This is a genomic window from Caballeronia grimmiae (assembly GCF_022879615.1).
Taxonomy (GTDB): domain Bacteria; phylum Pseudomonadota; class Gammaproteobacteria; order Burkholderiales; family Burkholderiaceae; genus Caballeronia; species Caballeronia grimmiae.
The window spans coordinates 1,632,202-1,644,249 of the sequence record NZ_CP084271.1; the positions used below are offsets into that span (position 1 = coordinate 1,632,202).

Annotated in this window: 10 protein-coding genes; 1 reads left to right on the forward strand and 9 read right to left on the reverse strand. The window is 63.0% G+C overall.

Features of this window, described 5'->3' with window-relative positions; all coding sequences use genetic code 11:
• Positions 1–75: 75 nt before the first annotated feature.
• Entirely contained in the window at positions 76–2,493 is a 2,418-nt protein-coding gene (gene ppsA / locus LDZ21_RS07790) for a phosphoenolpyruvate synthase (protein WP_244792517.1), read from the reverse strand.
• A 473-nt stretch (positions 2,494–2,966) separates the two neighbouring features.
• Between ppsA and ppsR the strand changes: the two genes are divergently transcribed.
• Positions 2,967–3,785, forward strand: a complete 819-nt coding sequence (gene ppsR / locus LDZ21_RS07795; protein WP_035969481.1) for a posphoenolpyruvate synthetase regulatory kinase/phosphorylase PpsR — start codon at positions 2,967–2,969, stop codon at positions 3,783–3,785.
• Positions 3,786–3,793: 8 nt separating this feature from the next.
• Here the strand turns inward: ppsR and LDZ21_RS07800 are convergent, their stop codons facing one another.
• From LDZ21_RS07800 to bamA, 8 genes are all read right to left on the reverse strand, one after another.
• Entirely contained in the window at positions 3,794–4,573 is a 780-nt protein-coding gene (locus LDZ21_RS07800; protein WP_244792519.1) for a TrmH family RNA methyltransferase, read from the reverse strand.
• 23 nt (positions 4,574–4,596) lie between these two features.
• Positions 4,597–5,310, reverse strand: a complete 714-nt coding sequence (rnhB, locus tag LDZ21_RS07805; RefSeq protein WP_244792521.1) for a ribonuclease HII — start codon at positions 5,308–5,310, stop codon at positions 4,597–4,599.
• Positions 5,310–6,476 (reverse strand): lipid-A-disaccharide synthase, encoded by a 1,167-nt coding sequence (gene lpxB, locus LDZ21_RS07810; protein ID WP_035969488.1) that lies wholly within the window; start codon positions 6,474–6,476, stop codon positions 5,310–5,312. Before lpxB ends, rnhB begins: the two co-directional genes overlap by 1 nt.
• Before the next feature lie 12 nt (positions 6,477–6,488).
• The gene (lpxA, locus tag LDZ21_RS07815) at positions 6,489–7,277 is read right to left on the reverse strand and encodes an acyl-ACP--UDP-N-acetylglucosamine O-acyltransferase (RefSeq protein WP_244792523.1); all 789 of its coding nucleotides are present in this window, start codon (positions 7,275–7,277) and stop codon (positions 6,489–6,491) included.
• Positions 7,278–7,350: 73 nt separating this feature from the next.
• On the reverse strand, positions 7,351–7,815 hold the full coding sequence (gene fabZ / locus LDZ21_RS07820; protein WP_244792525.1) for a 3-hydroxyacyl-ACP dehydratase FabZ: 465 nt from the start codon (positions 7,813–7,815) through the stop codon (positions 7,351–7,353).
• A gap of 129 nt (positions 7,816–7,944) precedes the next feature.
• The gene (gene lpxD, locus LDZ21_RS07825) at positions 7,945–9,024 is read right to left on the reverse strand and encodes a UDP-3-O-(3-hydroxymyristoyl)glucosamine N-acyltransferase (RefSeq protein WP_244794798.1); all 1,080 of its coding nucleotides are present in this window, start codon (positions 9,022–9,024) and stop codon (positions 7,945–7,947) included.
• A gap of 30 nt (positions 9,025–9,054) precedes the next feature.
• Positions 9,055–9,579, reverse strand: a complete 525-nt coding sequence (locus tag LDZ21_RS07830; RefSeq protein ID WP_244792527.1) for an OmpH/Skp family outer membrane protein — start codon at positions 9,577–9,579, stop codon at positions 9,055–9,057.
• An 87-nt stretch (positions 9,580–9,666) separates the two neighbouring features.
• The gene (gene bamA, locus LDZ21_RS07835; RefSeq protein WP_244792529.1) at positions 9,667–11,979 is read right to left on the reverse strand and encodes an outer membrane protein assembly factor BamA; all 2,313 of its coding nucleotides are present in this window, start codon (positions 11,977–11,979) and stop codon (positions 9,667–9,669) included.
• Between the last annotated feature and the right edge of the window lie 69 nt (positions 11,980–12,048).

Below are 12,048 nucleotides of genomic sequence, written 5' to 3' on the forward strand. Positions count from 1 at the left end.
GGACGAAAAGGTCCGGGGTGTTTTTTATAGCATGCCGCACTTATCCGTAAGCAAGCGGAAAGGCGCGGTTACGACTCATTTTGACAAGGTCTTCGCCAACTGCTGCCATGTGTCGATGATCGTGTCCGGGTTCAGCGACATCGATTCGATGCCCTGCTTCGCCAGCCACTCGGCGAGATCCGGATGATCCGACGGACCCTGACCGCAGATGCCGACGTACTTGTTCAGCCGGAGACACGTCTCGATGGCGCGCTTCAGCATGAACTGCACCGCCGGGTCGCGCTCGTCGAAGTCGGCGGCCAGCAGTTCCATGCCGGAGTCGCGGTCGAGTCCCAGCGTTAGCTGCGTCAGATCGTTCGAGCCGATCGAGAAGCCGTCGAAGCGTTGCAGGAACTCTTCAGCGAGAATTGCGTTGGACGGCACTTCGCACATCATCACGAGTTTGAGGTCGTTGACGCCGCGCTCCAGACCGAACTTCTTCAGCAGTTCGACCACGCGATCCGCCTGCTTCAGCGTCCGCACGAACGGCACCATGATCTGGACGTTGTCGAGGCCCATCTCTTCGCGGACCTTCTTAAGCGCGATGCATTCCATATGGAACGCCTCGGCGAAGTCTTCCGCGATATAGCGCGACGCGCCACGGAAACCGAGCATCGGATTCTCTTCGTCCGGCTCGTAGCGCGAACCGCCGATCAGCTTCTTGTACTCGTTCGACTTGAAGTCCGACAGACGCACGATGACGGGCTTCGGATAGAACGCCGCCGCGATCGTCGCGATGCCTTCCGTCAGCTTGTCGACGTAGAACGCACGCGGCGACGCATGACCGCGCGCCACGCTTTCGACCGCCTTCTTCAGGTCCGCGTCGATATTCGGGTACTCCAGAATCGCCTTCGGGTGTACGCCGATGTTGTTGTTGATGATGAACTCGAGCCGCGCGAGGCCGACGCCCGCATTCGGCAACTGCGCGAAGTCGAACGCGAGTTGCGGATTGCCGACGTTCATCATGATCTTGACCGGAATCTTCGGCAGTTCGCCGCGCTGGACTTCGGTCACTTCGGTTTCGAGCAGGCCGTCGTAGATCTTGCCTTCGTCGCCTTCCGCGCACGACACCGTGACGAGCGCGCCGTCCTTCAGGAGGTCGGTGGCGTCGCCGCAGCCAACCACCGCCGGCACGCCCAGCTCACGCGCGATGATCGCCGCGTGACACGTGCGGCCGCCGCGATTCGTGACGATGGCCGCTGCGCGCTTCATCACCGGTTCCCAGTTCGGGTCGGTCATGTCCGCGACGAGCACGTCGCCCGGCTGCACGCGTTCCATCTCCGACGGATCGTGGATCACGCGCACGGGGCCCGCGCCGATCTTCTGGCCGATTGCGCGGCCCGTGGCGATGACGTTCGACTGGCCCTTCAGCTTGAAGCGCATCTCGGCCTTGCCCGCAGCCTGGCTCTTCACCGTTTCCGGGCGCGCCTGCAGAATGAACAGCTTGCCGTCGCGGCCGTCCTTGCCCCACTCGATGTCCATCGGACGCTGGTAGTGCTTCTCGATGATCACCGCATACTTCGCGAGCTCGATCACGTCTTCGTCCGAAATGGAGAAGCGGTTGCGCTGCTCGTGCGCCACGTCGACGGTCTTCACGCGGCCCGGCTCGCCCGGCTGCGTGAATTCCATCTTGACGAGCTTCGAGCCGATGGAGCGGCGGATGATCGGATATTTGCCCTGCGCGAGCGTGGTCTTGAAGACGTGGAATTCGTCCGGATTCACCGCGCCCTGCACGACGGTCTCGCCCAGGCCGTAGCTCGACGTGATGAAGACGGTGTCCTTGAAGCCCGACTCGGTGTCGATGGTGAACATGACGCCAGCCGCGCCGACGTCCGAGCGGACCATGCGCTGCACGCCCGCCGACAGCGCGACTTCGGCGTGAGTGAAGCCCTTGTGGACGCGATAAGAGATGGCGCGGTCGTTATAGAGCGACGCGAAAACGTGCTTCATGCGATCGAGCACGTCTTCGATGCCGACCACGTTCAGATAGCTTTCCTGCTGGCCCGCGAACGATGCGTCGGGCAAGTCCTCGGCGGTCGCGGACGAACGCACGGCGAACGAAAGCTCTTCGGGCGAGCCCTTTTGCAGGACTTCGAATTGACGGCGGATTTCGTCTTCGAGACGCGGCTGCATCGGCGCGTCGACGATCCACTGGCGGATTTCCTTGCCCGCTTCGGCAAGCGCCTTCACGTCGTCGACGTCGAACGTCTCGAGACGTCTGGCGATGCGATCGGTCAGGTCGTTGTGCTGGAGGAAGTCGCGGAATGCGAGCGCGGTCGTGGCAAAGCCCGTCGGCACGCTGACGCCGGCTTCGGAAAGCTGGCTGATCATTTCGCCGAGCGACGCATTCTTGCCACCGACGATTTCCACGTCGGTCATTCGCAACTGCTCGAATGGAACTACATACGCCTGATCCTTTGCGACATCGTTCGCAACATTGACTGCGTTAGTCATACAAGCCCCTAAGGTGGATGGAATTCACGATCGCACGAGTGGGCTCACATGCGGCGGCGCTCATTGGAAGCACCGCCGCATCTCGTACAACCTGTTTGATAAGCCTTCGCGAAAGACATGCGCTCGTGCGGACCACGCACGGGGCAAAGAGAAGCGGCCGTCCGAATGTGCTCTAAAACGTGGTTTTCTGCCGCAAATTCCACGAAATGACCGCGATTCGACCAAAATCCGACTCAAATTGTCCGCAATTGCTTATCGAACAGGTTGCCGCTATTCTACCGTGTCGATTATCGAATTTGTCTTAGCAGGGACAGTAATTCCACGGCAAAATCGAGGTGTTTCACGCCTCTTGGTTCGCCTGCGCACATGCACGGGCCGCTCAATGTAACACAGCGGCTTGCACCCGCGCCGCGTCGCCGGCGTTACCGTTTGAGCACGTTCAATGCAACACGTTCCCTTCTGATCACCCGCCGATGCCGCCCTCCGTATTCATCGTTTCCGACGGTACCGGGATCACTGCCGAAACCTTCGCGCATTCGATCCTCGCCCAGTTCGACCAAAAATTCCGGCTCGTGCGCGTGCCGTTCGTCGATTCCATCGACAAGGCGCATGCGACCGTCGAGAAGATCAACGAGGCCGTATCGCTCGACGGCCGCCGGCCGATCGTCTTCACGACGCTCGTCGACAGCGCGTCCAATGAGATCGTCAAGCGCTGCAATGCGCTCGTGCTGGACATGTTCCAGACCTTTATCGAGCCGCTCGAGCACGAGCTGGAGATCAAGTCGACGCACGCGATGGGCCGCGTCCACCAGAACGCCGATACCGAGGAATACAAGAATCGGATCGAGGCGATCAACTTCTCGCTCGCGCACGACGACGGGCAGTCGAACCGCAATCTCACCGAAGCCGATGTGATTCTGGTCGGCGTATCGCGCAGCGGCAAAACGCCGACGAGCCTCTATCTGGCCATGCAATACGGCGTGAAGGCGGCGAACTATCCGCTGATCCCGGAAGACTTCGAGCGGGGCAAGCTGCCGACGCCGCTGCTGGATCATCGGGAGAAGATGTTCGGGCTGTCCATCGACCCGCAGCGCCTGGCCGAAATCCGCAACGAACGGCGGCCGGGCAGCAAGTACGCCGCCCTGGAGAATTGCCGCTACGAAATCAACGAAGCGGAAAGCATGATGAAGCGTGAGGGCGTCAAGTGGCTTTCGTCGACGCACAAGTCCATCGAGGAAATCGCCACGACGATCCTGCAGGAAATCAAGCCGGAGCGGCCTTCCTACTACTGATCAGGCGATCAGACTCGCTGCTGGCGGCACTGCTCGAACAGACAGATGGCCGCCGCAGCCGCCACGTTGAGCGATTCCATGCCTCCCGGTTGCGGGATGGTCACGCGATGCGTCACGGCATCGCGCCAGACCTGCGACACGCCCGCGCCTTCGTTTCCGAAGACCCACGCAAGCGGCGACGAGAGATCGCAATCGTAGATGGCGACGGCGCCGTGCGAATCGGTGATGGTCACCGGCACGTTCAGGCGCGCGATGAGATCGGACGGTTCGACGTCCTCGAAGATATCGAGCAGAAAGTGCGCGCCCATCCCCGAGCGCAGCACCTTCGACGACCACGCATACGCCGTCCCCGGTGCGCAGAACACGCGCGTGACGCCTGCCGCCGCCGCGCTACGCAGAATGGAGCCGACGTTGCCCGCGTCCTGAACGCCGTCGAGAACCACGCACGTTTCGCTCACGCGTTCGGGCAGCGCCGCGCCGATCTTCTCCACCAGCAGCAGCATGCCGACGCCGTGTACGACGCTCGATAGCTGGCCGAAGAGCGCATCGGGCAACACGACCACACGCCTTTCCTCGATGCGCGCGACGATCTCGCGCGCTTCGGCATGCGTCAGCGCGCCTTCCGTGACGACGCAGGTTTCCGGCTGGCCGGCGGTATCCAGATAAGCGGCTGCGAGATGCAGCCCTTCGAGCAGTGCGTGGCCGCTTCGCCGCTGCTGCGCGGTGGAGCCGGCGAGCGCCTTCAGGCGCTTGTAGAGCGGGTTGTCCCGCGAAGTGATGGATTTCACGTTGATTCGTTCGCGGTCGACGGTCAGAACGCGAGCGCGTCCGAGTCGTCGCCGAGCGTCTCGGCGGCGTGCAGCACCTCGGGCGCGATGTCCGGCAGCACGGAGCCGAAGAACAAGGTGTGCGCTTCACGCACCGGCGCAAACGACCGGCGATGATGCTGGCACGGCCCATGCTCGCGCAGCGCCTTTAAATGCTGTGGCGTGCCGTAGCCCGAATGCGTGGCGAAACCGTACACGGGATACGTCTCGTGCAGTTCGACCAGCATGCGGTCACGCGTGACTTTCGCGAGAATCGACGCGGCCGAGATTTGCTTGATGAGCGCGTCGCCGCCGATTACCGCCTCACTGCGGATCGACAGCGACGGGCAGCGGTTGCCGTCGATCTTCACGAGCGTCGGCGCGACGGCTAGCCCTTCGACGGCGCGCTTCATCGCGAGCATGGTCGCGTGCAGGATGTTGATGGTGTCGATCTCTTCGACACTCGCCGACGCGATGCAGTAAGCCAGCGCGCGATCGACGATCTTCTCGTACAGCTCTTCGCGCTTCTTCGCGCTCAGCGCCTTGGAATCGTCGAGACCGTTAATGCGCGGCCTTGCAGGATCGAAGATCACCGCCGCCGCCACCACCGGCCCCGCCAGCGGACCGCGCCCGGCTTCATCGACGCCGCAGATGATGTCCAGTGGCGAGCTGAAATCGAGCCCGTTTTGCACCTTCTGTTGACTGGCCTGACGCGCCATTACCGCGCCCCTCGTGTTTCCAGCACCCGCGCGACCGCTTCGGCCGCTCGCTGCGACGTATTCTGGCGCAGCGCGATGTGCATGTCGGTGAAGATTTCGGTCAGGGTACGGCGGTTCGCGTCGTCGTTCAACTGTTTCAACGTCGCCTCGGCGAGCGCTTCGGGCGTCGCGAAATGCTGCAGAATTTCCGGCACGACGAAGCGCCCCGCCAGAATGTTCGGCAAGCCGACATACGGGAGATAGCCCTGCCGCTTCATGATCTGGCCCGTGAGCCAGGGCACCTTGTACGAGATGACCATCGGCTTCTTGAGCAGCGCCGCTTCCAGCGTCACGGTCCCGCTTTTGACGAGGATGGCGTCGGCGGCGGTCATCGCGGTTTGCGCGCGGCCATCGGTGATGGTGAGCGACAGATGCGGATGCGCGTCCACGAGCGGCTGCAGCAATTCACGCAGCGCCGGGTTCGCCGCGGGCATCAGGAAGCGCACGCCCGGCTCGCGAAGCTGCATCAGCTCCATGGCATCGAAAAACGTCGGCCCGATCAGCGCGATTTCCGAGCGCCGGCTGCCGGGCAATACGGCGATCACCGGACCGCCTTCCGCGATACCCAGTTCGCGCCGCGCGCCCGCGACATCCGGTTCGAGCGGGATGTCATCGGCAAGCGGATGGCCGACGTAAGTCGATGCGACGCCCGCTTTTTGCAGCAACGCGGTCTCGAACGGAAACACGCACAGCATGTGATCGACGGCCTTCACGATCTTCTTGATGCGCCCGCCGCGCCACGCCCAGATGGACGGACACACGAAGTGCACGGTCGGAATGCCCGCCTCGCGCAGCGGCTGTTCGAGGCCGAAGTTGAAGTCGGGCGCGTCGACGCCGATGAACATCGACGGCGGCTCCGCCAGCAACTGGCGCTTCAGTTCGTTGCGAATGCCGAGAATCTCGGGGATGTGCCGCAGCGCTTCGACGTAGCCGCGCACCGTCAGCTTGTCCATCGGCCAGTGCGCCTCGAAGCCCGCCGATGTCATGCGCGGCCCGCCGATGCCGCTATAGCGCGTGTCAGCGGGCAGGCGGGCTTGCAGACCCTTCAGCAGCGATGCCGCGAGCAGATCGCCGGAGGGTTCGCCCGCGACCATCGCGATGCGCGGGGCAGTGGTGATCAACGTCATCGAAATGCGCGTTCAGCGGATGATGCCGCGCTGCGACGCCGCGATGAAGTCGGTGAAAGCCTTCACGGGCGCATCGCCCTCGCCGCCCGCCACGCTCAGGTCGCGAAGCTGCGCCTTCGCGTCTTCGAGCGACAGGCCGCTCTTGTACACGATCCGGTACGCGGTGCGCAGCGCGGAAATCGCCTCGGGCGTGAAACCGCGCCGGCGCAGGCCTTCGACGTTGATGCCGTGCGGCTCCGCCTTGTTGCCGGCGGCGATCACGAACGGCGGCACGTCCTGCACGAGGGCAGAAGCGCCGCCCAGCATCGAATGCGCGCCAATGCGCACGAACTGATGCACGCCCGACATGCCGCCGACGATCGCGTGATCGCCGACCGTCACGTGCCCCGCCAGTTGCGCGTTGCTCGACATGATGACGCTGTTGCCCAGCCGGCAGTCGTGGCCGACGTGAACGTAAGCCATGATCCAGCAATCGTCGCCGATGGACGTCAGGCCCTGGTCCTGCACCGTGCCCGTATGCAGCGTCGTAAATTCGCGGATGGTGTTGCGGTCGCCGATCTCGAGACGAGTCGGCTCGTCCCTGTACTTCATGTCCTGCGGCCGCCCGCCGATCGACGCGTAATGGCCGATGCGGTTGTCGCGCCCGATCGTCGTGTGGCCCTCGATCACGCTGTGCGAACCGACGGTCGTGCCCGCGCCGATGACGACGTGCGCGCCGACGATCGCGTACGGCCCGATCTCGACGGAATCGTCGATTTGAGCGCCCGGCTCGATGATCGCGGTGGGGTGAATGGTGGTCATGCGCCTCGCCTCTGAATGCTGTGTGTCGCCACGCCGTGTTGCGAACGTGCTGCGTTTCCTACGCCTGCGCCGCTTATGCGCTGGCGTCCGTGTTCTTCACGGTACACATGAGCTCGGCTTCGGCGGCGGTCGCGCCATCCACTTCGGCGCGCGCCTTGAACTTCCAGATGCCTCGCATGTACCGCTCGAAGTTGACGTTCAGAATCAGTTGATCGCCCGGCTCCACCACACGCTTGAAGCGCGCGCCGTCGATGCCGACGAAGTAGTACAGCGTCGTCGACGGGTCGTGCGGCTCTTCGGCGAACGTCAGCAGCGCAGCGGTTTGCGCGAGTGCTTCGAGAATCAGCACGCCGGGCATCACGGGCCGCGTCGGGAAATGCCCCTGAAAAAACGGCTCGTTGATCGTCACGTTCTTCAACGCTTTGATGCTCTTGTGCGGCTCGAGTTCGAGCACGCGATCCACGAGCAGGATCGGATACCGATGCGGCAGCAGCGTGAGGATCTTGTGGATGTCGAGGTTGATTTTTTCTGTGCTCATGGTCGTTCTGCTCGCGCGCGTGTCCCGCGCGGTAGTGACTGCGGGCGTCAGACGCCCGCTTTGAATTCGTGCTTCCAGGGCCGTTCGGTTCGAACAGCCATTCGGTTGCAACTCGATGCTGCCGGGCGTTCAGGCCTCGCCGCTTTTCTTGTCGGCCAGCGCCGTTTCCAGTGCCTTGATCCGGTCGCGCAGCTTGTCCAGATTGCGTACCAGCGCGGCGCTCTTGTTCCAGTCCGCGTGGCTGACGGCCGGAAACGCGCTTGTGTACATACCGGGCTTCGTCAGAGACTTCGATACACCCGATTGCGCCGTGACGATCACGTAATCCGCCAGCGTCACGTGACCCGCGATGCCCACCGCCCCGCCGATCATGCAATGCTTGCCGATGTTCGTGCTGCCCGCGATGCCCGCGCAACCCGCGATGACCGTGTAAGCGCCGATGCGGCAGTTATGGCCGATCTGCACGAGGTTGTCGATCTTCACGCATTCTTCGATGACGGTATCGGCCATTGCGCCGCGATCGATCGTCGTGTTCGCGCCGATTTCCACGTCGTCGCCGATTTGCACCGCGCCGACTTGCGGGATCTTCACCCAGCTTCCGGTGCGCGCATCGCCCTCGCCGACGAAATCGGGCGCAAAACCGAAACCATCCGCGCCGATCACCGCGCCGGCATGCACGATCACGCGCGCGCCGAGCCTGCAACCATGATAGACCGTGACGTTCGGATACAGATGGACGTCGTCGCCGAGCGTAACGCCCGCGCCGATGGACACGCCAGCATCCAGCCTGACGCGTTCGCCGACGACCGCGCCCGCTTCTACCGTCGCGTGCGGCCCAATCACCGCGCTTGCCGCGACCTTGGCGGCCGGATCGACGTACGCGCTCGGATGCACGCCCGGCTTGACCTTCGGCGCCGACAGTTCGATAAACGCCTGCGCCACGCGCGCAAAGTACGCGTAAGGATTCGGCGTCACGATGAAATTGCTGCCTTCACGCGGCGCCGTGAGTTTGTCCAGATCCGCCCGCGAAATGAGGACCGCGCCCGCGCGGGTCGACTCGACCTGCGGCAGGTATTTCTGATTCGCTAGAAACGCGAGTTGCGCCGGGCCTGCCTTGTCGAGCGGTGCGAGGCCTTCGACGCGATACGCGCCTTCACCCACCACCTCGCCGCCAAAGCGCCTGACCAGTTCGTCGAGCGTGATCGCCATGCCTGATGCCATGCGTGTGAAGACTCCTCGTCAGTTCGAGCTCGTGCCGCCGCTCTGGCTCGCCGCCGCGAGCGCCTTCAGCACCTGATCCGTGATGTCGATACGCGGACTCACGTACACCGCTTCCTGCACGATCAGATCGTAGTGCTGTTGTTCCGCAATCTGCTTGATGACCTTGTTCGCGCGATCCAGCACCGCCGCGAGTTCCTCGTTGCGGCGCTGGTTCAGGTCTTCGCGGAATTCGCGCTGTCTGCGCTGGAAGTCCGCGTCGAGCTGTGCGAGATCGCGCTGACGCGCTGCGCGGTCGGTCGGGGCCATGGACGGGCCGTTCTTGTCGATGTTGTCCGACATCGACTTGAGCCGCTGCGCCATGTCCTGCAAAGCCTTGTCGCGCTTGGAGAATTCCTGCTCCAGCTTGGACTGGGCCGCCTTCGCCGCCGACGACTCGCGCAGGATGCGGTCGGAGTTGACCGCAGCGATGCGCGCTTCCTGCGCGTCCGCTTTCGCGACCGCACCGAGGCCGAGAAACATCGACAACGCAAGCGCCAGCGCCATATGTTTCGAGAGCTTACCGGTTCGCAAAGTGTTCCTCACGTTACGTCGAAATGAATGAAGTCCGCGTTCGCAGCCTGGTGCAGGCGCTTAGAAGGCCGTACCGATCTGGAACTGGAACTTCTGATACTGGTCGCCATCGTGTTTCTGCAGCGGGAAGCCGAGGCTCAGCTTGAGCGGGCCGATCGGCGAAATCCATGCAAGACCCACACCGTAACCGTAGCGCAGACCGTTCGCGCCGCCGCTCGTGCCACCCTGGTTCGGATCGCCCCAGACGTTACCGGCGTCGAGGAAGGTGAAGACGCGCAGCGTGCGGTCATAGCCCGTGCCCGGCAGCGGGAACGTCAACTCGATATTGCCGACCGCCATGCGCGACCCGCCGATCGGGTCGTTCGTCTTGGTGTCGCGCGGGCCCAGCGAGCTAGGCGAGTAGCCGCGCACCGAGCCGATACCACCCGCATAGTAGTTCTTGAAGATCGGGTACGTCTGCCCTTGCAGGCCCTTGCCGTAGCCGCCCTGCAAGTTGAAGCCGAGCACGAAGCCGCGTGCGAACGAGTAGTAATACTGGAACTGCGCGTCGAACTTCGCGTACGTCGTGTTGCCGAGCGGCGTGCCGTATTCCGCATTGGACTGCAAATAGTAGCCGCGGCTAGGCACGAGCGCGCTGTCGCGATTGTCGCGCGACCAGCCGATCGTCAGCGGATAGTTGTTCACTACCCGGCCGAATTCCTTCACGTAGTTGATGTACGACTGCGGCGTGGACGAATCGACGTCCATCGTATTCTGTTCAGCGCCGACGCCGAAGAACACCGTGTCCTGCTCGGAGAACGGGATGCCGAACTTCGTGTCCGCGCCCATCGTCACGATCTTGAAGCTCGAATCCGTCGAGTAGTAAAGCGGCTGATACGTGCGGTAGTACGCGTCGGTAATGCGCTTGATGCCGTCGATCGTAAAGTACGGATCGACCTGCGTGACCGTCAGCGTGCGGTAGGTCTTCGCGGTGTTCACGTTGACCGCGAGGCTGGTGCCCGAGCCGAACACGTTGTCCTGCGAGACGCCCGCTGAGAGCACGACCTTGTCCGTCGACGAGAAGCCCGCGCCCAGCGTGATTGCGCCGGTCGGCTTTTCGGCCACCTTGACGTCGACATCGACCTGGTCGTTCGTGCCTTCGACCGGCGTCGTGGTGACGTCCACGTCCGTGAAGTAGCCAAGACGATTGACGCGGTCCTTCGACAACGCGAGGCGGCTCGAGTCGAACCACGAGCTTTCGAGCTGGCGCATTTCGCGGCGCACCACTTCGTCGCGAGTGCGCGTATTGCCGACGATATTCACACGCCGCACGTACACGCGGCGGCTCGGCTCGACGTTCAGCGTCAGCGCAACGGTGTGATGCGCCTGGTCGATTTCCGGCTGCGCGTTGACCTGCGCGAACGCGTAACCATATTCGCCGAGCTTGTCGACGATCGCCTTCGTGGTCGCCTGAAGCTTTTCTGCCGAGAATAGCTGCCCCGGCTTCACCGTGATCAGCTTGTTCAGTTCCGCTTCGCGGTCGAGCAGATTGCCCGACAGCTTCACGCTGCTGACCTTGTACGGCTCGCCTTCGTGCACCGCGACCGTCAGGTACATGTCCTTCTTGTCCGGCGAGATCGACACCTGCGTGGAATCGATGCTGAACTCGAGGTAACCGTGATTCAGATAGTAAGAGCGGACGTTCTCGAGGTCGCCGGTCAGCTTTTCTTTCGCGTAGAGGTCGCTCTTCGTGTACCACGAGAACCAGTTCGGCGTGGACAGCTGCATTTCGCCGAGCAGCGTGCCCGAACTGACCGCCTTGTTGCCGACGAAGTTGATCTGGCGAATCTTCGCGCTCGGGCCTTCGGCGACCGAGAAGAGAATCGACACGCGATTGCGGTCGACCGGCGTGACCGTCGTCGTGACTTCCGCCGCGTAATAGCCGCGCGTCAGATATTGGCGCTTCAGTTCCTGCTCGGCCTTGTCGAGCAGCGACTTGTCGTACGAGCGGCCCTGCGACAAACCGACCGAGCGCAGCGCCTTGGTGATGGTGTCCTTGTCGAACTCATGCAGACCGGAGAACTCGATGTTCGAGATGGCCGGACGTTCCTGCACCTGCACGACCACCACGTTGCCCTCAGTGGCGATCTGCACGTCGTTGAAGAAGCCCGTTGCGTACAGCGCGCGAATCGCTTCGGAGGCCTTGTCGTCAGAGAACGTGTCGCCTTGCTTGATCGGCAAATAGGCAAATACGGAGCCCGGCTCGATCCGTTGGAGACCTTCGATACGGATATCCTGGACGACGAACGGCGTGGTGGCGTGTGCCGCCATGCCCGTTGCGGCGAGCGCCGCGGCCACAGCCGACTTAGGAACAAAGCGATGAGGTTTGAACAACGTGCTTCCCCAGTATTTAAAGCTGCATTCGTTCCGGCGGTCGCTCGTGTCGCGACGCCAGAGATTATC

What these genes read in the sequence shown, in the direction of transcription:
- ppsA (WP_244792517.1), bottom strand. Translation starts at nt 2,493, where the DNA reads ATGACTAACGCAGTCAATGTTGCGAACGATGTCGCAAAGGATCAGGCG.
- ppsR (WP_035969481.1), top strand. Translation starts at nt 2,967, where the DNA reads ATGCCGCCCTCCGTATTCATCGTTTCCGACGGTACCGGGATCACTGCC.
- rnhB (WP_244792521.1), bottom strand. Translation starts at nt 5,310, where the DNA reads ATGGCGCGTCAGGCCAGTCAACAGAAGGTGCAAAACGGGCTCGATTTC.
- lpxB (WP_035969488.1), bottom strand. Translation starts at nt 6,476, where the DNA reads ATGACGTTGATCACCACTGCCCCGCGCATCGCGATGGTCGCGGGCGAA.
- lpxA (WP_244792523.1), bottom strand. Translation starts at nt 7,277, where the DNA reads ATGACCACCATTCACCCCACCGCGATCATCGAGCCGGGCGCTCAAATC.
- fabZ (WP_244792525.1), bottom strand. Translation starts at nt 7,815, where the DNA reads ATGAGCACAGAAAAAATCAACCTCGACATCCACAAGATCCTCACGCTG.
- lpxD (WP_244794798.1), bottom strand. Translation starts at nt 9,024, where the DNA reads ATGGCGATCACGCTCGACGAACTGGTCAGGCGCTTTGGCGGCGAGGTG.
- LDZ21_RS07830 (WP_244792527.1), bottom strand. Translation starts at nt 9,579, where the DNA reads ATGGCGCTGGCGCTTGCGTTGTCGATGTTTCTCGGCCTCGGTGCGGTC.